This window comes from Amniculibacterium sp. G2-70, assembly GCF_014353055.1.
GTDB classification, from domain to species: domain Bacteria; phylum Bacteroidota; class Bacteroidia; order Flavobacteriales; family Weeksellaceae; genus Amniculibacterium; species Amniculibacterium aquaticum.
Window position 1 is genome coordinate 2,784,090 of the sequence record NZ_CP060698.1, and the last position, 25,932, is coordinate 2,810,021.

Consider the following 25,932-nt stretch of genomic DNA (forward strand, 5'->3'; position numbering starts at 1 on the left):
TTTTTTTAACTTTACTTTCAAAACAATACCCATGAAAAAGTTAGGTCTAATCTTGTCAATTGTTCTTTTTCAAACTTATTTGTACGGTCAATTTACCATTGAAGATTTGGCCCAAAAAGAGGGGAGAAGCCATTACCAAAGGATGTTGTCGTACAACAATAATCCCAATACGGCCAATTATGATTTGAAATATCAACGCTTGGAAGCCAGTCTGGATCCTGCGGTGAATTATATTTCGGCATCGGTCACTTCTCATTTTCAACCCAATGCCAATATGTCGAGCATGTATTTTGATTTTACCACACAGCTCAATGTATCGGCAGTATCGTATCATGGGAATGCTTTGACTTTTTCTCAATTGCCCAGTAAAGAGTTGAAAATTGATTTCCCCAATCCCATTTCTTCAGGAACATTGGACTCGTTAACCGTTCATTATTCCGGAATTCCGGATCCCAGCAACAATGCTTTTGGGATGCATACCCAAAATGGAATTCCTGTGATGAGTATCCTTTCCGAACCCTACGGAGCCCAAGATTGGTTTCCGACAAAGCAAAGTTTGAACGACAAAATAGATCGTTTTGACATGAAAATTACCACACCTTCGCAATACTCTGTTGCGGCCAACGGTAAGCTGATGTTAGAGTCTATTAATGCCGGATCTAAACTTACATTTTGGCGTACACAATATCCCACAGCAGCATATCTTATTGCGTTTTCCATCACCAATTTTACCAAACTGAACGATGTGATAGGCAATCCGCCATTTCCTTTTGTTAATTATCTCTATCCGACTACGGCTGGCAATCCTTCTGTGATGGCCGATATCGATTGGACTAAACAAATTATGAATACTTTTGAAACCTATTTTGGTCCGTACCCTTTCCGAAATGAAAAATACGGTCACATGGAATTTGGATTTAACGGGGTGTGCATGGAGCACCAAACCATGTCGTCCATGAGCGGTTGGCCCAAAAGGGTAATTGCCCATGAACTGGCGCACCAATGGTTTGGAGATAAAATTACCTGTGGTGCTTGGAATGATCTTTGGCTGAACGAAGGTTTTGCTAATTTTGGAGAACATTTGGCGAATGAAAAATTGTTGATGACTCCCTCGGAGTTTTTGTTGTTTTTGCAAGGTCAGAAAAATTACATCAACTCGGCAGTGGGCGGTTCTGTTTATGTTGCAGATGCCAATCTTGGCAATCAGAGCATACTGTTCAGTGGGAGGTTGACTTATGCAAAAGGAGGATTTGTGGTGAGGATGCTGAAGTGGATTTTGGGCGACGCCGTGTTTTACCAAGCGGTCAAAGAGTATCTTAACCAGCCCAATTTGGCGTACGGATATGCCAAAACCGTTGATCTCAAAAACTCGTTGTTGCAATCGACAGGGAAGGATTTTACCGAATTTTTTAACGATTGGATTTATGGACAGGGCTATCCTACCTACACCATCAAGTGGAAACAAGCTGCAAGTTTGCAAAACATCACAATTTGGGTGGGACAAAACCAAAGCCATCCTTCCGTTAGTTTTTATGAAATGCCTTTGCCCATAAAGCTAAACGGGACCAATGGAGAAGTGGCTTATGTGCGTTTGGAAAATACAGAAAGCAATCAGTATTTTACGGTTCCTACGGCCTTTGAGGTGGCTTCTGTGGAGTTTAATCACGATCATCAGATTTTGGAAAGTAATTCTACTGTACAACACGATGCCTCTTTGTCTTTGAGAGAGAATGAAGCAATAACGGGTGTTGTAGTGTACCCGAATCCTGCAAAAAACGAATTGTTTGTAAAAGGATTGAATGGAATTTCTGATTTTAAAATTTCGTATATCAACGGTCAATTGGTGAAAAAAGGAACCATAAAGTCCAATAATTCAATAGATGTATCGGGATTGGAAAAAGGAACTTACATTTTGGAAATTGAAAACAATAAGTTGAAATTTATTAAAAATTAAATGAGGAAATGGAAATGATGTAATTGTGAAATAATCTACATTCATTCTAAATTAGTATTGATTTTGTAAAAAGTTTAAAAATAATTTGCATAGTTTTAGTTTTAGTTTTAGTTTTAGTTTCGTGCCACTATAATACAAAACAAGTAGTACTATGAAAAAATTATTATTCGCTGCAACATTATTTGCAGGCACAACTTTGGGTTTTGCAAAAAACCAAATACAGAACAGATTGTTACAAAACACAATTTCAACAAGTTCAGAAACTTTTAGCAAAGAGATGAAAGCCCTTCATTTCACTTCTTTTACTGAAGCTTTGGCTTTTATGGAAGAATGTAAAGATGTTGTCGTTGCAGAACAAGAAGTTGAAGTTGAAAATGAAAATGGAGAAGGAACTCATAAAGAAACAAGAATTATTTCATCTTGCGAAACCACTTATCCATGTGAAAAAGCTGGTGTAACTTTATATTTGATAAAGGTTAAGTAATTTTTAAACAATTTAGAATAGGCAAGAGATCTGATGTTCTCTTGTCTTCTTTTATTATTATGAATAAAATTATTACAATACTTGGATTGTTTTATAGCGTAATGTTTTTTAGTCAAGAATCCCTTAAGGTTGAATACGAAATCGTAACACAATCTAAAATAAATTGGAATGGTTTTGAAAATATGAAGGACAGCTATAAAGAAGAAATTAAAAGACAAATTAAACAAAATGATGAAATACCTGTGAAGTATACTTTGATCTACGAAAAAGGGGATAGTTTCTTTTATAAAAATTTAAGAGAAAAATCTTCATCATTATCTCAGGAAATAGAGTATTTCCGTATAAAAGACAAAAAAGGATATTTTAGATTGAATGATTTTATCGATGAAGAGTTTTACGCATATTATCCAATGGATAATGTTAGTTTAGAATACACGGATGAAACCCAAGTTATTGAAAACTACACCTGTAAATTAGCGTTGTACAAAATTGGTGATAATTCAACAAAAGTATGGTACACAGAAGAAATTCCAATTTCTGCAGGGCCATATAACTATTACGGAACTCCCGGTTTGATACTCAAAGTAGAATCTAAAAATCAATTGAGTTATGCTACAAGTGTATCTAAGAATTTTGATAAAAAAGAAATGAAAAAGATGGATCCCAAATTGAAAATCTATCAGGGAGAAGAATTGAAGAAAAAAAATGCCGAAGCCCGAGAAAATATGTTAAATCATAGCAAGCAAAAAGCCGATAAAATGATGGATGTCATCAGAAATAAATAATGAAATTGAACATTTTGAATTGTATAAATCTCCGAATGAAACTCCAAGTTTCATTCTTTTTTCTTTTTATTTTGCAATTATTTTATGGGCAAAATATTAGCGTGAATGTCATTAACAAAGAGAAAAATAAACTTTCCAACATCAATGTCCAATTGTTGAAAAACAACAAAACATTAGATTTTAAAACCACCAATGAAATTGGAATTTGCAATTTCACCATCAAAGAGAAAGGGGAGTTTACGCTAAAATTAACCTCAATGCTTTACAAAACCACAGTTGTAAAGATCAATCCAGACGAAAAAACCAATTTTGAAATAATTTTAGAATCTCAAATCACCGAAATACAGGAAGTTAAAATTAAAACCAGACCCAAAATTGCATTTCTAAAAGAAGATACCATTTCCTATAATCTAAAGGCCATAAAAGACGGTACAGAACGAACAGTAGAAGATTTGGTGCGCAAATTACCGGGTTTGGATGTGGACGATAACGGAAAGGTAACCAGAAATGGAAATGTCGTAGGCCAGGTCTTGGTTGATGGTAATGAATTTTTTGGTAAAAATCATAAAATGGCAACCAAAAACATCAGTGCAGACATGATCGATGGGGTAGATTTTTGGCAAAATTATACCACCATCAGCGGTAGTCAATCCACAGCGTTAAACCTAAAACTAAAAAACGAATATAAAGGCAAAATCACAGGAAATACCGAAGTCTATTACGGTAACAAAAACTCCTATCTCACCCACGCCAATCTTTTTAGATTTAATAAATCAGGAAATTTGGCATTAATTGCCGATGCCAATTCCATAGCAAAAGATCCGATTGGGACTACTGATTTTTATGAAATGAACCAACACGATGATGTAGACAATACCAATGGTATTGTGCGTGTTGCCACTCCTTCATTTCTGAACAACGACGGTAAGGTTAAAGAAAAAAACAACCAATTTGGTGCGTTGCAATATTCCAAATCCGGGAAAAACTTTTCTGTATCGGCATTTTCAATTTTCAATACGACACAGTTAGAAAAATGGCTCACCATGAGCCGAATTGCTTTCCCTGAGCAACCCACTTCGTATAATTTTTTTGAAAACAGAAACGAAGATAACAAAGGTTTTTTTGGGACCACACAATTGAAAGTAAAAAAAATGTTTAGAGATAAAAGTTATTTGTATTATAGTTTCGGATACAACCCGTCAGAAGATCATTTTCAACAAAATATAGATAGAAATCTTTTTCAAAAAAACTCATTTTATGAATTGGAAAATAAAATAAAAAACAGCACAGTACATAATTTTATTTCTTGGAGTAAAAAGTACTCCATTTCAAGGTTCAATATTTCATTTACACAATTAAAAACAAAGAATACCTCCGTTTTGGACATGCAATCTTCTGAACTTTTGTTTGGAAGTCCATACAACAATTTGCACCAAATTCTGGATACGGATTCCGAAAAATATGCGTTTGATATCAACCTGAAAAACAATTTTAGTTTTGCGACCATCAACTTCAGATCCGGGTATTCTTTTAAAAAGGATGATGCCCATTTATCAGAATTTTATACCAACGAATCGGAAGTGAAATCGTTGAAAACTCATGATTTTGTTAATGAGATTTTTGTTCAAAAATATTTGGGTAGTTTCGATTTGTCGGCCTCTTTAAGTTCACATTATCTGCATTTTAACCAAACTCAAAAATCGTATTTGGATAAGACCTTTAAAGTACAGTATAAGCTTAATACAAAAGCAGCAATGAATTTTGGTTTAGAATACCTCAATCGGTATAAAATTCCGGATTTTTTAGATCTTTTGTATGATAAAAATTACAGTCGAAGTTTTTCCTACACTCAGAATCTTTCGATATTTCCAGAAACTTTTATTAACAGCGATGCTTTTAAGTTCACCTTTATTCGATTTAACCTAAACAAAGGAAGTCATATTTTTTCAGTCTTAATGTATGAAAAAGGAAATACGAATATTACTAAAGATGTAACCAATTTTGGAGCATTTTCACAAGTTTATAATGTACTGGGTACCCTGAACGATCGATGGTTTCTTTTGTATTCGGACGATAGAAGAATTGGAGAATATTTTATCTTAAAGTCCAAACTTACAGCAATGTTGGCTAGAACCAACAACTTCATCAACCAACAATACAACGAAACGAGCATGAAGAATTTGGAAATCGGTCAGAAAGCTTCAACAAAATTTAAGAATTTCCCCATACAGTTTGATTTTGGATATTCGTTGTCTAAATCTTTTTTCAACCAAAGTCTTTACAATACATCTTCATCTCTTCAAAATATCAAATTGTCATTGGGTTTGCGAGCGCATTATAAAAATGAATGGCTGGGAAATATTTTGGGTGAATACCTTATTCAAAAAACAGGACACAATTCCTTGTATAATTTTCTATTGGGTGGGCAGGTTTCGTACAGAAAAACCAATTCTTTTTTAGAGTATAATTTATTGTTTAACAATGTTTTAAATTTAAATAACTTTAGATACATCAACAGTTCGGTGAGTTTGTTGGGGACAGAAGAGTCGGCAATTACCGCGCTGCATGGATACATCACCGCAGGTATTAAAGTTTATTTTTAAAACTGTAATTTTTAAATAATTTGTATTCGTTAAAAAATGATGCAATTGTTTTGATAAAGAATTATCAAGTATTACCAACTATCACTCGCAAATGATTGGTTTTTCTTATCCAAGTATAATTTAAAAAACACATCTGCATTGCTTTTGTGTTTTTTATATTTTAGAAGGGATTTTTAAATCAAAATAACCACTTTTTTCCTTAAATTAGCCCCTTTAAAATAAGTACAAAACATGATTTCTCCAAAGTATCTACAACATCTACAAAACGAACTTCAAAACATTGAAAACGACGGACTTTTCAAAAGAGAAAGAATCATTACCTCTCAGCAAAGTGCCGAAATAGAAGCCAATGGGAAAAAATTATTGAATTTTTGCGCCAATAACTATTTGGGGCTTTCCAACCATCCTCAAGTGATGAAGGCTTCCCAAGACATGATTGCCAGTCACGGTTACGGCATGTCTTCGGTAAGATTTATTTGTGGTACACAAGATATCCATAAAGAGTTGGAACAAAAAATTGCACAATTCTTAGGCTTAGAAGATACCATACTTTATGCAGCCGCTTTTGATGCCAACGGAGGGGTTTTCGAACCTTTGTTTACCGAACAAGATGCCATTATTTCTGACGAGCTCAACCATGCATCCATCATCGATGGAGTAAGGTTGTGTAAAGCTGCAAGATACCGCTACAAAAATAACAACATGGCCGATTTGGAAGCTCAGTTGATCGAAGCTTCTAAAAAAGAACACCGTTTCAAAATCATCGTTACCGATGGCGTATTTTCCATGGACGGTATTGTTGCCAACCTAAAAGGCGTTTGCGATTTGGCAGAGAAATACGATGCTTTGGTTATGGTCGATGACTCTCATGCCACCGGATTTATCGGGAAAACCGGTCGTGGTACGCACGAAGCCAATGATGTGATGGGTAGGGTAGACATCATCACCTCTACTTTAGGAAAAGCTTTGGGTGGTGCTTTGGGCGGATTTACCTCCGGTAAAAAAGAAATTATCGATATGCTTAGACAGAGATCCAGACCGTATTTGTTCTCCAATTCTTTGGCTCCGGGTATTGTAGGTGCTGCTTTGGAAGTTTTGGATATGATTTCTCAGGATACTTCTCTAAGAGATCAGGTGATTGAAAATGCAAACTATTTCCGTACCGAAATGAAAGCCAAAGGTTTTGATATCCCGGATGGAGATGCAGCCATAGTCCCTGTCATGTTGTACGATGCACCTTTGGCTCAGAAAATGGCCGAAAAGCTGATGGATGAAGGCATCTATGTAATTGGATTCTTCTATCCTGTGGTGCCAAAAGGAAAAGCGAGAATTAGAGTTCAGCTTTCTGCTGCACACACCAAAGCTCATTTGGATAAAGCCATTGCTGCATTCGAAAAAGTGGGTAAAGAACTGAATGTTATTTCTTAAAATACAATATACGAAGTAGAATCTGTAGAATAGTACAGATTCTATTTCTATTTATAAAATCCTTTTCTTGATTACTTATGTATAAAATATCCACCTTGGTATTGTGCTTTATTATTTTTGTTTCTTGTACAACAAGACCCAACCAATACATTAAAGTCGGAAAAAATGAACAACAAAGACATGGTTTTTGGGTGGAAAATTCATCTGCAGACATTGGAGATTTGATAGAGAAAGGAAAATACAAGAAAGGAGTTCGGGTAGGTACTTGGAAATCGACACACGAAAATACACTTTATCAAAAAGAGAGATATCGAAAAAACATTACCAAAACCAAAACTTATTATCCAAATGGCAACATGAAAGAGAAAGGACAATCAAGAATGGATGTTAACGAAATTGGAAGCCATTGGTACTACTATGGAGATTGGAAATATTACAATGAAAATGGCAAGTTGTTGTATATAAAAAAATACAATCAGGGGAAAAAAATAGACAGTATTTCTTTAATAAAATCTAAAGTTTAGGATGTTGTATGTCATCATAAAAGCCATTCATATTATTTTTATGGTTTCGTATTTTGCCGGGATTTTCTATCTCGTTCGGTTGTTTGTATATTATAAAGATACGGATGATTTCGACGAAAATAAAAAACAAATCCTGAGAGAGCAGTATGTCTATATGTCGAGAAGACTGTGGAACATCATTACCGTTCCTGCCGGACTAATTATGTTGATCTGTGGTTTGGTAATGATTTTTCTGAATTCCGGGTTGATGAAATCGCCTTGGTTTCACCTAAAGTTGTTGTTTCTACTCGGTTTGGCAGCCTATCATTTTTGGTGTTGGAAAAAAGTAAATCAACTGAAGAATTTGCACAATAAAGACATTCCTATCGCCAATATCAAACTGAGACAAGCCAATGAAATTGCAACTTTTATTTTATTTTTGGTGGTTTTTACCGTAATCTTAAAACAAGAAGTGATCAGCCATTGGTGGCAATTGATTTTGGGATTTGTAGGCATTGTAACGCTTATCATGCTCACCGTGAAAATGGTAAATAAAAATAAAAAGTAAATGGATTGTTTTACAATCATTTAATACAAAAAAGCTCCGTAGGAGCGATCAAAAAAAAAGATTTCATCTTAAAAGATTGATATAAACTATGTTAGCACTATTTAAAAAAGAACTTTGGAGTTATTTCGGTAATTGGAGTGCTTGGGTAATCATCGGAGCATTTTCTTTGATTACTACGCTTTTTCTGTTTTTCTTCGAAAACAATTACAATATTTTCGACATCGGAATGGCCTCCATGCAAAGCTATTTTTCATTAGTTCCTTGGATTTTGATGTTCATAATTCCGGCTTTGTCCATGAAGACCATTGCCGAAGAACAACAAAACGGTACACTGTATTGGCTGTTTTCGCAGCCTCTAAAAATCAAAGATATTATTTTAGGCAAATTTTTTTCCGTGTGGTTCATCGGAGTGTTGTGTCTAATTCCGTCTTTGGTCTATTTCTACACTATTTTTGTACTGGGAGTGCCGAGAGGTAATATGGATACAGGCGCAACATTGGGCAGCTATTTTGGTTTGATGCTTTTAATTGGAGCCATGACCTCCATCGGAATGCTGGCATCATCCCTTTCATCCAACCAAATTATGGCTTATTTGTTGGGGGTTTTCATGTGTTTTATTCTGTATTTTGGTATTGAACAATTGGCAAGTTATAAACTTTTGGGTGGCGCCGATTTTATCCTTCAAAACCTTGGTTTTTACCAACATTTCTTGGCTTTTTCCAGAGGTTTGGTGGACAGTAGAGATGTTTTCTATTTTATTTTGGTCATGGTTGTGGCTCTCGGATTGTCCACTTATTTTGTTCAGAAAAAGAAATAATTGTTTAACAAAAATGATTTTCAAAATATAATTTTGATAGAATGAATAAACAGAAATATATATTTATAGCACTTATTGCTCTTTTGGTTTTGGGGGTACTGGGAATTTTCAAATTCCGTCTGGATCTTACCCAAGAAAAAAGATATACCTTGTCCGAAAATACCATAAAAGTTTTAGAATCGGTAAAGAAACCCTTAACCGTCGATGTTTACTTAGAAGGCGATTTTCCTGCAAGTTTTAAACAATTGCAAGGCGAAACCAAATTTATGTTGGAAGAATTTCGTAGGGTAAATTCCAAAATCGATTTCAAATTCATCGACCCCATCAAGACCAAGATGTCCAGAGATACACTGATGGCAATGGGAATGCAACCATCGATGTTGGCCGATTTCAAAAACGGAAAAACTTCGGAAATTATTCTGTATCCCTATGCCGTTATCAAGTACAACAATCAAGGGGCCTCGATTCCGTTGGTGGTAGAGCAACAAGGACTCAGCTCTACCGATCAGTTGGTGAAGTCGGTAGAAAATTTGGAGTACAACTTGGTTTCCAACATCAAATCCTTGGTTTTGGATCAGAAGAAAAACATTGGAGTGATCATCAACCACGATGAGTTAAGACCTGATGAATTTGATGGGTTTATGAGAATGGCATCGGAGAATTATAAAATTTTCCCCATCATTCCGGAAAACAATACCGACCTGACCATCACCGATCTGCCCAATCTGAAAAGAACTCAGGCTTTGGTGATTGCCAAACCGAGAAAATCCTTTACCGATACCGAGAAAATGGTCTTGGACCAGTACATCATGAACGGTGGAAAAACCCTTTGGATGATTGATGCTGTGAATGCTGAAATGGATACCCTGACACGATCCAATAAAATTATGGCTTATCCTGTCGATAACAACATGACGGATTTTTTCTTTAATTATGGAGTGAGGATTAACCCTGCTTTGGTAAAAGATGTCCAAAAACCAGCGATGATTAGACTGGTAACCGGACAGGTCGGTGGCAACAATCAATACACTTCTTTGCCTTGGCCATATTTTCCCTTAGGAATTGCAGAAAATAACAACCCGATTACCAAAAACATCAATCCGGTAAAGTTCGAATTTCCAACTTCCATCGATACTTTAGGTAGAAAAGGCATCAAAACCAATGTACTTTACGAATCCAGTGCGAAGACTTTGCTAAAACAAGTCCCCAACTATGTGGATCTGAAAGAGATAACAACTGTGGATAGCCTTGGACAGAACGAAAAACCATCGACACCCAAAATATTTGCAGTTTCTTTGGAGGGTAAATTTTCTTCGGCTTATGCCAATAGAAGCGAGAAAAATAACATTCCCGGGTTTAAGGCTCAAAGTCCTGAAAATAAGATGATCGTAATTGCCGATGGTGATGTGGGAAGAAACAAAACCTTCAAAGGTGAGCCTCTTCCGTTGGGAATGGATATTTTGACCAATCAACAATTCGGTAACGAGCAGTTTCTAAGAAATGCTTTGGACTATCTTTTGGACGATAGCAACCTGATGCAGTTGAGAAATAGAAATATTGAAGCCCGACTTTTGGACAGACAGGCTATCGATGAAAACAGAAACAATTGGCAATGGTTCAATTTGCTTCTGCCACTAGGCATTTTGGCTGTTTTAGGTACTGTTTTCTTTTGGGTAAGAAAAAGAAAGTTCTCTGCCTAGACGACTTCAATAAATACATAAAAAAAACTACTGTAAAATCGCGTTACAGTAGTTTTTTTTATGAGGTGATGCTGGTATTAAACTTTCAAGATGTCGGCTTCTTTAACCTTCAAATGCTCATCGCACATTTTAACATATTTGTCGGTCAATTGTTGGATTTCCTCTTCCGTATTTTTAATGAGATCTTCAGAAACTCCGTCCAATTTTTTCAGTTCTTTCATACCGTCTTGTCTAGCGTTTCTAACAGTGACTTTAGTTTGTTCGCTTTCACCTTTGGCTTGTTTTGCAAGATCTCTTCTTCTTTCTTCAGTCAAAGGAGGTACATTCAGGATGATGGTGTCTCCGTTGTTAGAAGGTGCAAATCCTAAGTTGGAATTGACGATGGCTTTTTCAATTGCATTGATGGCCGTTCTGTCCCAAGGTTGTATGGAAATGGTCATGGCATCCGGTACAGAAACATTCGCCACTTGGTTCAGTGGAGTTGGAGCACCGTAATATTCCACCATAACATCTTGCACCATAGAGGTAGATGCTCTTCCTGCTCTAATTTTTTGAAAAGCATGATCCAAATGCTTGATGGCAGCATCCATTTCTTGCTTTACCATGTTGGTAATTAATGATAATTCTTCCATAGTATATTTTTCTTTTTTATATATTAACCAAAGTACCGATGTTTTCTCCTTCGATGATTCTTTCCAAGTTTCCAGGCTTGTTCATGTCGAATACCAGGATAGGAAGTTTATTCTCTTGGCTAAGTGTAAAGGCCGTCATGTCCATTACTTTTAGATCTTTGTCGTAAACTTCATCAAAAGTTAGGGTGTTGAATTTTACTGCATTTTCATTTTTTTCCGGATCGCAATCGTAGATTCCGTCCACACGAGTTCCTTTCAGGATAACATCGGCATCTATTTCTATTGCTCTAAGTACAGCAGCAGTGTCAGTTGTAAAATAAGGGTTTCCGGTTCCGGCACCAAAGATAACAACTCTTCCTTTTTCCAGATGTCTTACAGCTCTTCTTTTGATGAAGGGTTCAGCAATTTTATCCATTTCGATTGCACTTTGCAATCGGGTTTTAATTCCCGCATCTTCCAAAGCACCTTGCAATGCCATAGCATTGATAACGGTTGCCAACATTCCCATATAATCTCCTTGCACTCTGTCCATGCCTTTAGCAGCACCAGCAACACCACGGAAGATGTTTCCTCCTCCGATAACGATTGCTATTTCGCAACCTTTATCTACGGCAACTTTAATCTCATCGGCATATTCTTTCAGTCTATCGTTGTCAATACCGTATTGTCTGTTACCCATTAGGGCTTCACCGCTTAATTTCAGAAGAATTCTTTTGTATTTCATATAAAATGTTGAGTTGTTATTCAGTTCTTAAAAGCTGATTTTTCTTTTTTTGCAAAGATAAACATTAGTCCATAATAATAAAGGTAGAAAAGCAATTAACTAAAATTATTTTATTAAAAATTTTGCTACCATCGAAAAAGAATTATTTTTGCATAGATATACACCATTCATTGAAAAAGATTATCTTATTACCACTCTTGCTTTCATCTGTTGCGGTACTCGCACAGACGGGTACTACGGTATATAATTTCCTAAACACACCCGTTTCCGCAAGGCAGGCTGCTTTGGGTGGAAATGCCATTTCAATCGCCGATTATGATCCTGCTTTTGCAGCCGTTAATCCGTCGTTGATGAATAAAGAAATGGATTCTAAAATTTCTTTGAATGCTGCATTGTATCTTGCTGATTCCAAATACGGAACGGTATCCTATGTTCGTGATATGGAAAACGGACACCTGCTGAATATCCATGCTCGATACATGGATTATGGAAATCTGATAAGAACCGATGAAAGTGGTTTTGAATTGGGGACTTTCTCAGCCTCGGATGTTGCCATTGGTGCCGGTTATGCTTATCAGTTTGAAGACGAATGGACCGTTGGTGGAAATCTTAATTTCATCACATCCAAGATCGATACATTTACTTCTATGGCGGTTTCCGGAAATGCTGGTGTAACTTATCATTTAGACAAAAGAGGCGAAAGTGCTTCTTTGGTTTTTAGAAATTTTGGATATCAGTTTAAGCCCTACAACGGCGAAAGAGAAGTGCTGCCCCTTTCTGTTGATTTGGGTTATACCCGGAGGATGACAAAGTTTCCTTTGGCTTTTACCATCACAGCACACGATTTGCAAAAATTCAACATATCTTCACAATACACCATAAACGGTCAAGAAGTCGGTTTTTTTAGAAAAATTCTCGATCATTTTTCCGTAGGTGCCGAGTTGTTTCCGGAGCGTAATTTTAATTTGAGATTGGGATACAATGTGAAAAGAGGCAATGAACTTGCCGTATTGGATCAAAGAAGTTTCTCGGGAATTTCTGCGGGTATTGGTCTTAAATTTGGTGCCTTCCGTTTTGATTATACCCATGCCCGATATCATAACGCCTCCAATCTTAATCAGATAGGCATTCTCTACGATCTAACGGGAAATAAATATTAATTTTTAAGATTTTTGGAGCTTCAAATTCCAAAAAAATAAGGAACTTTGCAGAATGAAAAAACCTGTAATTGCCATAGACGGTTATTCTTCGACCGGAAAAAGTTCAATATCCAAAGTGATTGCCAAAAAATTGGGATTGATACATTTGGATACAGGAGCATTGTATCGAGGTATTGCCTATTATGCATCTGAAAATTGTAGAACTTCCGATGGAGAGATTCATTGGCAAAAATTGTTCGATGGTTTTGATGATATCCGTTTAGAATTCAAAGAAGTGGATAATGAATTGTTGCTCTATCTCAACGGTCAGGACATTTCTACAGAAATACGAACGGCGTCGGTATCGGATTTGGTAAGTCATGTTGCCAAACAAGCAGAGGTAAGATCGTTTTTATTGGAAGCCCAAAGAGCTATAGCAAAAAAAGGAGGTGTCATTATGGACGGTCGAGATATTGGGACCGTGGTCCTCCCGGATGCCGATATCAAATTTTTTCTAACTGCCAGTATTGAAGAAAGAACAAAAAGAAGATTTCATGAATTGCAAACTCTAGGCATTGAGGCGGATGAAGAAGAAGTGAAGCAAAATTTAATCACTCGGGATAAAATTGATAGCGAAAGAGAAATCGCACCTTTAAAACAAGCTGACGATGCCATCTTGATCGATAATAGTGAAATGGATAAAAAACAAACCATAGAATTGATGCTCTCCATCATCAAACAAAAATTCGATTCAAAGGTTTAAAAAAATACTATTATTTTTTGGAAAATGGTATGTTTGTTGTAACTTTATAAAAAGTTTTTTAACATCATTTATTAATCATAAAAATTACACAATGGCAAAGAAGGGAAATAATTTAGCAGGGGTTTTAGTAGGTTTATTAGCAGGTGCTGCTGCTGGAGTTATCTTAGGAATGCTCTATGCACCGGAAGAAGGTAAGGAAACAAGAAAAAAACTTAAAAAGAAAGCCGGAGAATTGAAAGATCAAGCAGTTGATCAGTACGGAAAAGTATCTGAAATTGCTAAAGATCGTTATGCGGATGTTTCTGAGAAAATGAAAGATCAGTACGGACATATTTCAACAACATTTAAAGAAACTGCACATACTGTAAAAGAAAGCTACGATAAATATAAAGACAAAGCTGTAGAATCGGCTACAAGTTTGGCCAAAGATGTGGAAAAAAAATTAGAAGGAATGAAATCATAATTCATTCATAAAATCGTTAACATATAAAAGGAACTTTGTGGTTTAAAGTTCCTTTTTTAGTAATATATAAATTACCATTATGCTGGATGTTTTAAAAGATTATGCTCACAAAAAAGCAGAATTATTAAAGTTAGAAGCGACTGAGAAAACGGCTTTAACTGCCGGTGCAACAACATATTTTGTTTTAGCAGCTGTTGTTCTTCTGTTTTTTTTCATCTTGTTTAATATCGGATTGGGCTTCTTATTGGCTACTTTTGTAGAAAGTTATGCCATTGGGTTTCTTATTGTGGCCGCAATCTATCTTGTATTGTTTTTTATAGTTTTGATGATGAAAAACACCATTAAAAATTCAATTGCCAACAAAATCATTCAATTCATCAACGAGTAATCATGGGAGCGAAATACAACAGTCTAGAAGAAATAAAAAAGAGAAAAGAAGCTCTGAGATCTGAAGTACAAGAAATGGAAGAACTCATCTCGTTTGAAAACGCTAAAGAAAGTCTAAGCGCCTTCACGGATGGGTATTCGGACAAGTTTTTGAAAGAATCCACAGACGAGGAAGGTCATGTTGGAATTTCTTTGAAAACCGATGCCATCATAAAAGAAGTTGCCAATGAGGTTAAAGACCGAATGATCAGCAAGAATGCATTGCTAAGTATTGCAGGAAATGCGTCTAAAAACGGCTTGGTTGAAGAAGGCGTGAAGTTGGCCATAACGGCAATGATCGGAAATTATGCTCAAAAAAATCTGAAAAATTCTAACTGGAAGAAAAAAGCCATTGGATTGGCCTTGGTCTATGTAGCACCCATTGCCATTCGTTATGCCATAAAAAAACTAGAAGAATACCAAAAAAATAAGAGCATCAGTAGTCTAGAGCAACTGATATAATACTTATTTTCTAGAAAAAATTTCCCCCAGAATAATTCCTGTTGCCATAGAAACATTCAAACTCTCAGTAGATTGTTTCTTACCAAATCTAGGGATGGTAATTTTTTTAGTCAACAGCCTTTCTGTGCTTTCCCTAATTCCGTTGCCTTCATTACCCATGATGATGTTGATGCATTCCGGGAAATCGAAATTATAAATGATTTCACCGTTCATATCGGTACCCAAATTTATATTTTTAGTCTCGCTCAAAAATTTTTCCAAAGGCAAATAACAAATATTGGTCCTTGTGAAAGAGCCCATGGTGGCTTGTATCACTTTGGGGTTGTAATAATCTACCGTATCTTCGCTGCACACCACCTGTTCTATCCCGAACCAATCGGCCAATCGGATGATGGTACCCAGATTTCCAGGGTCTTGCAACCCGTCCAAAACTAAATTGACCGTACAATTTTCATTGAAATTTTGATCTTTCAGTTCACAAATCGCAACGGAATCTTTGGGATTTTGTAAAAAACTAATTTTTCTCAGTTCTTTTTCATCAATTTTATAAGTTGGAACCTGTAGAAAATCCAATTCTTCTGGGTTGATAGAAAAAATTTCTTTAATTTTATAATCGGATAGATAAAGTTCTCTAATATTTTTATTGCCTTCAACGACAAACAAATTGTATTTTTGCCTGAACTTCTTTTTGTCTAAAGACTGTATAATTTTAACTGTATGAGCGGTAAGCATTTCAAAAAATATTTTCAAAAATATTATATATTTGGTTCTTTTGCAAGTATTCTCTTGTTTCTTTATGCCTGCAACGCAACTAAAAAAGTTCCGGAAGGTCAATATTTACTTACCTCCAACCAATTGGATTTTAAAGACGGATCGCTTTTTAGCTCCGAGTTGGAAGGTGCAATTTCTCAAAAAAACAATAAAAAAGCACTGATGCTTTTTCCTCTTCAGCTTTGGATGTACAATATGACCAATCCAAAGTACGATACCATCCTGAGCCAGTACATGTCTTTTCCAAAACAAATGAGAAATCAGAATCTTAGAGATTCGTTGTTTGTTAAAAATGGTCACCCAGAATATGTAGGTAAGTCCTTGTTTTGGAATCGTTTCTTTTATTCTATCGGTCAACCTCCTGTGATTTTGGATCAGGATAAAACCGAAAAAACGGTTGAAGTTCTTCAAAAAAGATTGAGAAACCATGGATATTGGGATGCAAAAGTTAATTATACAATAGAAAGAGATTCTGCAAATAAAAAAGCGAAAGTCCGATACGAAATCGAACACAAAGATCCTACTTACATCAACGATTACTACTACAGTATTGCCGATGAAAATATTAAAAATGTATATCAAAGGGATTATGATAAAAGTAAAGTAAAGAAAGGGGACATCTTGGATCATGCCAATTTGGAAAAAGAAGCTAAAAGAATAACCGAATTGATGAAGGATGAAGGCTTCTATAAATTCAACCACAGCAATGAAGAAATCTATTTTGTTACCGATTCCATCAAGAGCAGAAAGCAAGTGCCGTTAACACTTTTCATAAAAAAAGATTCTGTAAATACACCCTATAAAATTGCAAAAATTGGCAAAATTGATGTTGCAGTTGTAGAAAAAGCCAAAGATTTTCCAAATCAAACCAAAAAAGACAGCCTTCTGGGAATTAATTTTCATCAGGTCGATCATTTGTATAAAAACAGAGCATTGTGGAGGTCAATTACTTTGAAATCGGGGGATCGTTACGATCAGGAAATGCTGGATCTTACAAAAAGAAACCTGCTCAATATGAATAATTTTAGCATCGTAAAAGCGAAAGATTCATTGAGAAATGATGGTTTGGGAGCTCCTGGAAATGACGGAATTATTGATGTGTTCTATATGTTGAAACCCTTGCCGAAATTTGAAAGAAAATACGGTTTGGATGCCAACTATTCACAAATGCTCAGCTTTGCAGTTAGTCCATCTGTAGATCTTACCACACGAAATGTTTTTGGCGGAATGGAAAATCTAAGCACCAGTGTTACCGGAGTGTTTGGTCGTATTGTAGATCCGGCAAATACAAGCTCAAGAATTTTGGCCTATGAAATTTCGGCACAAGCCAATTTGAATTTTCCTAGATTGTTGTTGCCTTTTAAGTATTACAAATTAATTCCGAAGCGATATTCGCCAACTTCAGCCATTAATTTGGGAGCATCGGTACAGAAAAATATTGGTATGGACAGGATTAACTTTAATGCGGGATTACAATATTTTGCCAATGTTAACGATCGGGTGGTGCACAAGCTTACCCTTTTCAATACCCTCCTGAGTTTAACCCAAAACAAAACCAAGTACTACGATTATTATGTCAATGAAAATCAGATCAGGCTTCAGGTTTTTGATGAATATTTTCAGTACGATCCTTTCATAAAGACTTTGTACGAAAACGGTTCGCTGACCATGGACGAAGTTTCTGCAGCTATTTTTGAAGATCAAGCGTATCAGAATACTTTAACGACCGAAGGACAAATCAACCAAATGAACTCCTTTAGACAATCCCTTATCAACAAAGATCGATTGACACAAGATGTGCTTATTTCGTCCATTTTATACGATTTTACCTATAACGAAATTGGAAAAAAAGAATACGACAATCCTTTTTATCTGAATGCAAAAGTCGAATTGGCAGGAAATTTATTAGCCGCCATAAAACCTGCTGGTAGAGAGCATGGCGTGACAACTGACGAGCAAAGGACTATTTTTAATGTTCCATTCTCTCAATTTGTGAAATTTGATTTTGATGTTCGTAAATATTTTTCGTTCAACGAAGGGAAAAATACCTTGGCACTACGACAATTTATTGGGGTGGGAATCCCGTACGGAAACTCTACGGCGATGCCTTTTGTAAGGTCTTATTTTAACGGAGGCTCCAACGATATTCGTGCTTGGCTGCCGTTTGGCGGTTTGGGTCCTGCCGATTCTCAACTGAATGAAGCGGTTAGAGCGTACATCATGGACAATGTAAAACTAACGACCAATATCGAATATCGAATTCCGTTCAATTCCATGTACGAGGGTGCCATATTTACCGATATGGGAAATATTTGGAGCTTGAAAGATAACGGCTTTGGAGACGAATTTAAGTTTAATAAATTTTACAAACAAATGGGTATCGGTTCTGGCGTAGGTCTAAGAGTTAATATTGCTTATGTTACTTTCAGATTGGATTTGGCGTATAAAATCCACGACCCCAACCAACCTGTCGGCGAAAGGTGGAGATTCAGTAAGATACAACCTCTGAAGCCAACTTGGAACATTGCGTTTTTCTACCCGTTCTAGTATGGTTTTGGTACGATTTGTGCAAAAAGACATAGAATTTTAATGAGTTAAAAATAATTATGAGAAATAAAACAGTTATTATGGCAACCGTTGCGGTTGCAGTTGCCGGAGCTTCGGTACAATCTTGTGCAACTATCGCCACATCTTCCTTGGGTATTGCCATCATCAAACAGGTATTGCTGGGCGGTATTTCCAAAGGAATGGCAACTTTCAAAGACAAAGATGCTTTTTTAAAAAATGGACTCATAGACAAAGCCATGCCTTCGTCTTTGGTGAAAATAAATTCAATGTTGGAGAAAGTAGCCCCCAATCTTGTAGCTAAAGAAAAAGAGTACATTGCACAAGCCGCATCGTACACGGCAAATGTCTCAGAACCCATTCTCAAAAATGCTGTGAACTCCCTAAATGCTCAAGATATGGAAAGAATGGTAAACGGGACTACAGCTACACAGATTCTGAAAGAGAAATCGTCTCAGCAATTGGTAGCAGCTATTATGCCAAAAGTGGATGAAAAATTAAACGAATTTGGTATTGTAAAAACCATTAACACCGCTCTTGCAGGAAACAATTTGCTCGGGTCGCTTTTGGGAAACAACAGCCAAACCAATTTGAAACAAGGGGGACTGTCACAAATGGCTACCGAACAATTGGTGAACGGACTTTTCAGCATCATCGAAAAGCATGAAAATGACAATAAGGACAGCATCTTGGGTGCTTTTAATAAAAAATAAAAAATAATGAATGTTTTAGAAAATAATAAATACGACAATCCTGAAGATTTTTACCAATCTTTAAAAGAAAAATTGGAAGCCAATTATGAATTTCCACAAGATTATTTGTTCAAATTTATTTTGGAAAATAATCCGGAAAAATTAGCTGAAATTTTTAAAGTGTTTGACGATATTCATCACAGTCTTAGCAATAGAGAAAGCAAGAATGGTAAATATACTTCAGCCAACATCAATGCTTTTATGATGAATGCCGATCATGTAATTTCTATCTACAAAGAAGTGGGGAAGATAGAAGGTGTCATGATGCTTTAACAGTGATTGTTGCTACAAAAAAAAGAGTTTGAAATTAAGTTCAAACTCTTTTTTTTTTGAAGATTATTTGTATCAATATTTTCAGAATTATACAGATGCCGTTTCTTGGGTATAATGAGAGAAAGCATCTTCTAAACTGTCAAATTTCCCTTTGAATTCTTCAATCGGACAATCTTGCAAAATAGTTCCTTTGTGGATCAGGATCACCCTAGAACAGAGTGCCTCTACCTCTTGCATGATGTGTGTGGAAAGGATCACCGTTTTCTTTTGTCCAATTTCTTTAATCACATTTCGGATTTCTAAGATTTGATTGGGATCCAAGCCGTTGGTAGGTTCGTCCAAGATCAATAAGTCCGGTTCGTGCAGGATGGCTTGTGCCAGTCCAACCCTTTGTTTGTATCCTTTAGAAAGCTGGGATATTTTCTTGGATTTTTCAGGGGTTATGCCTACCAATTCTATCACCTCATCCACTCGGCTAGAAGGGATATTGTGGATGTTGGCAACAAAAAGAAGGTATTCTCGGATGTACATTTCCAAATACAGAGGATTGTTTTCCGGCAAAAAACCTATTTTCTTTTTCGCATCAATCTCATTTTGGTCAATGGCTTTTCCGTTGAAAATAATCTGTCCATTGTCTAATTTTAAGGTACCGGTGATGGATTTCATCAAAGTCGATTTTCCTGCACCATTCGGACCCAAAAGCCCGATGATTTCATTTTCATTAATTTCGATATTGATGTTGTTTAGAGCTTTTTGTTCTCCAAAATATTTATTTAGATTGATGATTTGTAAAGACATGGTGGTCGGATTTTTGCAAAAATATAAAAAACTCATCAAAATGATGAGTTTTATAGGGTGATCAATTTCTTTTTTTCTTTGTTTTCTTGGTGTTGCTGGCGGGGATTTCGCTTTTTCCTAATGCCAAGGAAGAACCCGGTGCTTTTCCAAAAATCTTTTCTACTTGTTTTCGATTTAGGAATTGCGATTTCCCGGTAAACTTTTTGTTTTTATTGATGAACTGTACAAATTGTACCGTAGGTTGTCCAAAATTTTTCTCGAAATGCAACTCCAAAATATCTTCTGGCAATTCCAAAGTGATGTCTGATTTGGGCAAGGTATTCAATCCATCAATGATCAGTTTGTAAAAAGTGTCCATATCGTTGTTGAGATCCGCAAAGGTAAACGAACGAATGGTATTCAGATTCCCGGCATTTACATCTTGGTAGTTGAAAACATATTTGTTGCCTCTTTTGAATAATCCTACAGAATTGTCTTTTCCCACCTCAATCAGCTCATCGGTAGCAATGATCTTAATTTGTGAAAAAGCGAATGTAGAAATTAAAAAACTAAAGAGTATAGTTATTTTTTTCATAAAAGTTTCAATTTTTAATCGTTTAGTACTATTTGATTGTGTTTTTGTAAAATATCAATTTTCATTCATCATGTAAAATTAATGTTTTTTTTATTCTACTTAAAATATTTCATTCTTTTCTTTAATAAATTTTATGCCAAACTTGAGTTATTATCCATAGTTTCATCAAACGATTTTCTAAAAATTTGAACTGAGGTTTTCATTTCTTCTTCATTCATGTGTGCATATCCCAACCGAATGGCTGAAGTGTTTTTGTCCTGATACAAGCAATATTTTGGAAGGTACAAACCGTTGGCTAAGCATTGGTCAACCCACTTTATAAGGGAGATTTTAGCATTTACATTCAACCATAAAGCCATTCCTCCATTGGGGATTTCTGTCTGAATTTCTTTAGGAAAATATTCATTCAAAAGTTTAACAAAAAGATTTTGTCGTTCACGATAGATTTTTTGAATTTTCCTTCGGTAACGGTGGATGTCGCCTTCTGCAATCATTTCGCCCAATGCCTGTTCTTTGTAATCGTCGGTATTGCCGTAAAAAGAAAGGTATTTCTGTGCTTCGTGGATGATGTTTTCTGGGGCAACCATAAAATACGATTGAAATCCCGGAATCAAAAACCTTCCGAAGGCTCCCAAGTAGATGACCCATGCGTCATTTTTTTCTTTGTACAACGAGTGCAAGTTCTGTTTGTCATAAGAAATTTCAAAATCGGTATCGTCTTCAACAACCAGTATGTCCAATAATTTAGATAATTCCAAAAGTGATTTTCTGCGATTTTCGGACATATTTTCGCAAGTAGGATAGGAAAATTTTGAATTGAGGTACAACATTCTCACTTTTCCTTTTTCAAAATTTTTAAGAATGTAATTCGTATCCAGACCTTCATGGTCCATGGGGATGGTGGTCACTTTAGCTCCTGCCTGTCGGAAAATCATGTTCGAGAAAAAATAACTTTTCTCACCCACCAAAACAACATCTCCTTTTTTGACGAACATTTGTGTGATGATGTTCAGGATGATTTCTCTACTGGATGATGTAATCAATTGATTTTTGTTCAGATGAAGGTTTCTGCTTGTATTTAGGTAGTAACTCAATTGTTCCTTAAAGTACAAATTTCCTATTCTGTGAATGTTTTTTTGTTGATGGTATTTGTTTTTTCTCTTCAATACACCGGAATAAAATCGAGCCAATTCATCACTTTGTATGATGCGAAAATCGGGAAGACCGTCGGTGAAAAAGTACGGACAATCCATTTCATGAACCGGATTTTCTAAAATATAATTGCTATAAAAACGGATCGGAACCAAGTGTTTTTGAGAGTTAGATTTCTCCTGATAGGTTTTAAAGGAAGGGTTTTCATCGTTTTTTACAAAAGTTCCTACATTGGGGATGCTCTCTATCCAATCTTGAGTTTTCAACTCTTCCAATGCCGCCACAACTGTTCTTCGATGTATTTTCAATTCAGAAGCCCACAATCGACTCCCCGGCAGTTGGTTTCCGTGCTTTAAAGTACCTCTTTTTACCGCATTGATGAATTGGTAAACCACCTGCAGATAGATGGGATCTTTGGCATTTCTGTCGATTTTTATGATGGATGTTATTGGATGTTCTACCGGACTACTCATTTTAAATATTCTGGACGAGCAAATTTAAATTTTTATTTCTAAAATTTGCAGACTTAAAATAGTAAATAAAGAAATTAAAATTCATGAAGAAATCGTTAATGACGCTGAGCATGTTGGGATGTTTTGCTTTTTTTAGTGCACAAAACACGGATAAAGAAACTCAGGTAGAAGAAATCGTAGTACAAGGAAACCGTTTGGATACGCCATTTAGTCAATCCAGCCGTGATATACAATTGATCAGCCGTGAACAGATTGCTAAAATGCCTGCAAAGTCCATCAATGAACTTCTTTCTTTCGTCGGTGGTGTCGATGTTAGACAAAGAGGACCGTTTGGTACACAAGCCGACATCAGTATTGATGGGGGATCTTTTGAGCAAACTTTGGTTTTGGTTAATGGTATAAAATTAATTGACTCACAAACCGCTCACAATATGATGAACTTGCCCATAGCAATGGATGCCATCGACCATATCGAAATATTGAGAGGTGCAGCAGCGAGAGTGTACGGAATAAATGCCCTGACCGGTGCCATCAATATTGTAACTAAAAAAGATAAAAAATCCTTTGTTTCTGCCGATTTATTTGCGGGTTCGTCGTTCAAATCCAAAGAAGAAGGCGATGGAGATGGTACTTATGCCGGTGGTGGAGTACAGGTTACGGGAAATTACGGTACCGAAACACAAAACCATTTGTTCTCGGTCAATAAAACCAGCAGTAACGGACAACGATACAACTCGGCGCAAGAAGGTCACAAATTTTTCTACAACGGAAATTATGATTTCAACGCCAATCACAGTATTTCTGCACTTGCAGGATATACAAAAAATCAGTTTGGAGCCAACGGGTTTTATGCAGCTCCTGGAGATAAAAATTCTGAAGAAATTGTTAAAACCTCTTTGTTTAGCATTTCATCCAAACATCAATTTGGGAATTTGATCCTTTCACCTAGAATTAGCGATCGTTACAACGAAGACGATTATCGCTACTTCAAAGACAAGTTGGATGTGGCCAGATCCAGACATTATACCAATGCGCTGATGTTGGAACTGAACGGTAGTTTGGCAACTTCAATTGGTAAATTTGGCATGGGTTGGGAGTCGAGAATAGAAGAAATCAACAGTACCAACATCGGAGATAGAAAAAGAAACAACCACGGTGCTTTTGCTGAATTCAAAACCAATCTTTCAGAAAAATTGATTGCAAATGCAGGTTTGTATGTTAACTACAATACCGATTACGGTTGGAAAGTCTATCCGGGAATGGATGTAGCGTATTTAATCAACTCCAATTGGAAATTTTCTGCAAGTGTAGGAACGGGACAAAGAATTCCTTCCTTCACCGATTTGTACCTCAATCAAAAGCCTGGAAATGTGGGTAATCCTGATCTTCAACCGGAAAATGCTTGGCAATACGAAGCCAACATCCGATATGTTAAGAATAATTTCAATTTTCAAGCCGGATATTTCCAAAGAGACATTACCGATTTTATCGATTGGGTAAGACCAAACACAAGCGTTCCGTATTCGCCAATTAACTTTGGTAAAAATAGGGTGCAAGGTATGTATGCTCGTATCCAACAGCAATTTCACCTAGGAGAATCTCAAAGTATTGGTTATAAATTGAGTTACAATTACCTTAATCCTGAACTGATCAGTAACGGAAGTGTTATTTCAAAATACACCTTAGAATCGCTGAAGCATCAACTGATTGCCGGACTACAGTACAAATACAAAAACTTTTCGGCACAAGTAGAAAATCGTTGGTTGAAAAGAGAATTGAACGATGCCTATACCATCACCGATCTCCGTCTGAATTACCAATGGAAATCGTTCACGGTGTACAGCGATGTTACCAATATTTTTGATACGAAGTATAGAGAATCCGGAGCCGTTCCAATGCCAACGAGATGGTTTAGTCTTGGTTTCAAATATGTGTGGACCAAATAATTAAAAACGATTTATCTCATGAAATCAATATCCAAAGACGAAATTAGAGAAATCTATAATTTGCCTCTGATCACGCTGATCCATAGAGCTTCAGAAGTACATAGAATGCATCATTGTCCGGAAGAAGTGCAAATAAGTACTTTGGTTTCTATAAAAACGGGAGGCTGTCCGGAAGATTGTGCCTACTGTCCACAAGCTGCAAGATACCACACCAAAGTGAATGTGGATGAAATGTTGTCCGTAGATGATGTGGTGAAAGCGGCTGAAGAAGCCAAAGAATTGGGCAGTTCTAGACTTTGCATGGGGGCAGCTTGGCGAAATGTCAAGAACAACAAGGACTTCGACCGGGTTTTAGATATGGTGAAAACCGTAAATTCAATGGAAATGGAAGTATGTTGTACTTTGGGAATGATTACAGAAAATCAAGCCAAACGATTGGCAGCCGCTGGTCTGTACGCATACAACCACAATATTGACACTTCCGAAGAGTATTATAAAGAAATTATTTCGACCCGAAGTTATGATGATCGCTTGAAAACCATTGATAACGCCAGAAATGCAGGAATAACCATCTGCTCTGGAGGGATTATTGGAATGGGCGAATCGGCAGAGGATCGTATCGACATGTTGTTTACTTTATCCCTTCTTAACCCATTGCCGGAATCGGTTCCTATCAATGCCTTGGTTCCGGTAGAAGGGACACCTTTGGAAAATCAAACAACGGTTTCTTCTTGGGAAATGATCCGTATGATTGCCACAGCCCGTTTGGTACTTCCTAAAACTCAAATTCGATTATCTGCTGGTAGAAAACAGATGAATCATGAAGCTCAAGCCTTGTGTTTCTTGGCCGGAGCAAATTCAATTTTTTCTGGTGAAAAATTATTGACAACACCAAATCCTGAATTAAATGAGGATAAAATACTTTTGGACACCTTGGGGCTTAAGCCCAAAAAGCCTTTTGAAGATCATAAGAAACCCGAAGTATATGATTTGGATTTGTCAGAACTCAATGATGAAGAAATTATTCGATGGTCAAGGCCGAAACACAAAATCGAAAAAAACATTATGGCTTCACAAAAGAAGTGACAATGGGAAAGCTGTTCTTTTACGAACGGCTTTTTTTAGCGGTAAATACACTACGATTTCTACATCAAAAAGCATTAAATTTTGTAAATTT

The 25,932-nt window shown here is 36.3% G+C and carries 25 protein-coding genes; 19 read left to right on the forward strand and 6 right to left on the reverse strand.

Features of this window, described 5'->3' with window-relative positions; translation table 11 throughout:
* The first annotated feature begins 31 nt into the window (after positions 1-31).
* From H9Q20_RS12920 to gldG, 9 genes are all read left to right on the forward strand, one after another.
* Positions 32-1,954 (forward strand): M1 family aminopeptidase, encoded by a 1,923-nt coding sequence (locus H9Q20_RS12920; RefSeq protein ID WP_187477989.1) that lies wholly within the window; start codon positions 32-34, stop codon positions 1,952-1,954.
* A 151-nt stretch (positions 1,955-2,105) separates the two neighbouring features.
* Positions 2,106-2,438, forward strand: a complete 333-nt coding sequence (locus H9Q20_RS12925) for a hypothetical protein (RefSeq protein WP_187477990.1) — start codon at positions 2,106-2,108, stop codon at positions 2,436-2,438.
* Positions 2,439-2,497: 59 nt separating this feature from the next.
* Positions 2,498-3,223 (forward strand): GLPGLI family protein, encoded by a 726-nt coding sequence (locus H9Q20_RS12930; protein WP_187477991.1) that lies wholly within the window; start codon positions 2,498-2,500, stop codon positions 3,221-3,223.
* Between the two features lie 101 nt (positions 3,224-3,324).
* Entirely contained in the window at positions 3,325-5,826 is a 2,502-nt protein-coding gene (locus tag H9Q20_RS12935; RefSeq protein WP_187477992.1) for a hypothetical protein, read from the forward strand.
* Positions 5,827-6,057: 231 nt separating this feature from the next.
* The gene (gene kbl, locus H9Q20_RS12940) at positions 6,058-7,254 is read left to right on the forward strand and encodes a glycine C-acetyltransferase (protein WP_124643067.1); all 1,197 of its coding nucleotides are present in this window, start codon (positions 6,058-6,060) and stop codon (positions 7,252-7,254) included.
* A gap of 77 nt (positions 7,255-7,331) precedes the next feature.
* Positions 7,332-7,778 (forward strand): hypothetical protein, encoded by a 447-nt coding sequence (locus H9Q20_RS12945; RefSeq protein ID WP_124643069.1) that lies wholly within the window; start codon positions 7,332-7,334, stop codon positions 7,776-7,778.
* Position 7,779: 1 nt separating this feature from the next.
* Complete coding sequence (locus H9Q20_RS12950) at positions 7,780-8,325, forward strand: CopD family protein (RefSeq protein WP_124643071.1); 546 nt, start codon at positions 7,780-7,782, stop codon at positions 8,323-8,325.
* An 88-nt stretch (positions 8,326-8,413) separates the two neighbouring features.
* Positions 8,414-9,142 carry an ABC transporter permease gene (locus H9Q20_RS12955; RefSeq protein ID WP_124643073.1) on the forward strand — a complete coding sequence of 243 codons (729 nt, stop codon included), beginning with the start codon at positions 8,414-8,416 and terminating at the stop codon, positions 9,140-9,142.
* A gap of 41 nt (positions 9,143-9,183) precedes the next feature.
* Positions 9,184-10,842 carry a gliding motility-associated ABC transporter substrate-binding protein GldG gene (gene gldG / locus H9Q20_RS12960; protein WP_124643075.1) on the forward strand — a complete coding sequence of 553 codons (1,659 nt, stop codon included), beginning with the start codon at positions 9,184-9,186 and terminating at the stop codon, positions 10,840-10,842.
* A gap of 77 nt (positions 10,843-10,919) precedes the next feature.
* Here gldG and frr read toward each other — a convergent pair whose 3' ends face one another.
* A complete protein-coding gene (frr, locus tag H9Q20_RS12965) occupies positions 10,920-11,474 on the reverse strand; it encodes a ribosome recycling factor (protein ID WP_124643077.1) in 555 nt (184 codons plus the stop codon).
* Positions 11,475-11,490: 16 nt separating this feature from the next.
* Positions 11,491-12,198 carry a UMP kinase gene (gene pyrH, locus H9Q20_RS12970; protein WP_124643079.1) on the reverse strand — a complete coding sequence of 236 codons (708 nt, stop codon included), beginning with the start codon at positions 12,196-12,198 and terminating at the stop codon, positions 11,491-11,493.
* Between the two features lie 170 nt (positions 12,199-12,368).
* On the opposite strand from pyrH, the gene porQ reads away from it, so the two are divergent.
* From porQ to H9Q20_RS12995, 5 genes are all read left to right on the forward strand, one after another.
* The gene (gene porQ / locus H9Q20_RS12975; protein ID WP_187477993.1) at positions 12,369-13,358 is read left to right on the forward strand and encodes a type IX secretion system protein PorQ; all 990 of its coding nucleotides are present in this window, start codon (positions 12,369-12,371) and stop codon (positions 13,356-13,358) included.
* 52 nt (positions 13,359-13,410) lie between these two features.
* Complete coding sequence (gene cmk / locus H9Q20_RS12980; protein ID WP_124643084.1) at positions 13,411-14,100, forward strand: (d)CMP kinase; 690 nt, start codon at positions 13,411-13,413, stop codon at positions 14,098-14,100.
* Between the two features lie 91 nt (positions 14,101-14,191).
* On the forward strand, positions 14,192-14,563 hold the full coding sequence (locus H9Q20_RS12985; protein ID WP_187477994.1) for a YtxH domain-containing protein: 372 nt from the start codon (positions 14,192-14,194) through the stop codon (positions 14,561-14,563).
* A gap of 79 nt (positions 14,564-14,642) precedes the next feature.
* Positions 14,643-14,951 (forward strand): phage holin family protein, encoded by a 309-nt coding sequence (locus H9Q20_RS12990; RefSeq protein WP_124643088.1) that lies wholly within the window; start codon positions 14,643-14,645, stop codon positions 14,949-14,951.
* A 2-nt stretch (positions 14,952-14,953) separates the two neighbouring features.
* Positions 14,954-15,451: a phosphoribosyl-ATP pyrophosphatase gene (locus H9Q20_RS12995; protein ID WP_124643090.1), complete on the forward strand. Its 498-nt coding sequence runs from the start codon at positions 14,954-14,956 to the stop codon at positions 15,449-15,451.
* A gap of 3 nt (positions 15,452-15,454) precedes the next feature.
* On the opposite strand, the gene H9Q20_RS13000 is transcribed toward H9Q20_RS12995, so the two are convergent.
* The gene (locus H9Q20_RS13000) at positions 15,455-16,183 is read right to left on the reverse strand and encodes an RNA methyltransferase (protein WP_187477995.1); all 729 of its coding nucleotides are present in this window, start codon (positions 16,181-16,183) and stop codon (positions 15,455-15,457) included.
* Here H9Q20_RS13000 and H9Q20_RS13005 point away from each other — a divergent pair.
* Genes H9Q20_RS13005 through H9Q20_RS13015 form a run of 3 tightly spaced genes read left to right on the forward strand, consistent with a single transcriptional unit; the run spans position 16,169 to position 19,812 of the window.
* On the forward strand, positions 16,169-18,769 hold the full coding sequence (locus H9Q20_RS13005) for a BamA/TamA family outer membrane protein (RefSeq protein ID WP_187477996.1): 2,601 nt from the start codon (positions 16,169-16,171) through the stop codon (positions 18,767-18,769). The genes H9Q20_RS13000 and H9Q20_RS13005 overlap by 15 nt on opposite strands.
* A 59-nt stretch (positions 18,770-18,828) precedes the next feature.
* Positions 18,829-19,500 (forward strand): DUF4197 family protein, encoded by a 672-nt coding sequence (locus tag H9Q20_RS13010; protein WP_124643096.1) that lies wholly within the window; start codon positions 18,829-18,831, stop codon positions 19,498-19,500.
* A gap of 6 nt (positions 19,501-19,506) precedes the next feature.
* Positions 19,507-19,812: a DUF493 domain-containing protein gene (locus H9Q20_RS13015; RefSeq protein ID WP_124643098.1), complete on the forward strand. Its 306-nt coding sequence runs from the start codon at positions 19,507-19,509 to the stop codon at positions 19,810-19,812.
* 87 nt (positions 19,813-19,899) lie between these two features.
* Here the strand turns inward: H9Q20_RS13015 and H9Q20_RS13020 are convergent, their stop codons facing one another.
* The 3 genes from H9Q20_RS13020 to H9Q20_RS13030 form a co-directional block, all read right to left on the reverse strand.
* A complete protein-coding gene (locus tag H9Q20_RS13020; protein ID WP_124643102.1) occupies positions 19,900-20,610 on the reverse strand; it encodes an ATP-binding cassette domain-containing protein in 711 nt (236 codons plus the stop codon).
* A gap of 61 nt (positions 20,611-20,671) precedes the next feature.
* Positions 20,672-21,184: a hypothetical protein gene (locus tag H9Q20_RS13025; RefSeq protein WP_124643100.1), complete on the reverse strand. Its 513-nt coding sequence runs from the start codon at positions 21,182-21,184 to the stop codon at positions 20,672-20,674.
* Between the two features lie 131 nt (positions 21,185-21,315).
* Positions 21,316-22,809, reverse strand: a complete 1,494-nt coding sequence (locus tag H9Q20_RS13030; RefSeq protein WP_187477997.1) for a PLP-dependent aminotransferase family protein — start codon at positions 22,807-22,809, stop codon at positions 21,316-21,318.
* An 83-nt stretch (positions 22,810-22,892) separates the two neighbouring features.
* Here H9Q20_RS13030 and H9Q20_RS13035 point away from each other — a divergent pair, with 83 nt between their 5' ends.
* Together H9Q20_RS13035 and bioB are read left to right on the forward strand one after the other, a co-directional pair.
* Complete coding sequence (locus H9Q20_RS13035) at positions 22,893-24,755, forward strand: TonB-dependent receptor plug domain-containing protein (protein ID WP_187477998.1); 1,863 nt, start codon at positions 22,893-22,895, stop codon at positions 24,753-24,755.
* An 18-nt stretch (positions 24,756-24,773) separates the two neighbouring features.
* Positions 24,774-25,841, forward strand: a complete 1,068-nt coding sequence (gene bioB / locus H9Q20_RS13040; RefSeq protein ID WP_187477999.1) for a biotin synthase BioB — start codon at positions 24,774-24,776, stop codon at positions 25,839-25,841.
* Positions 25,842-25,932: the final 91 nt, after the last annotated feature.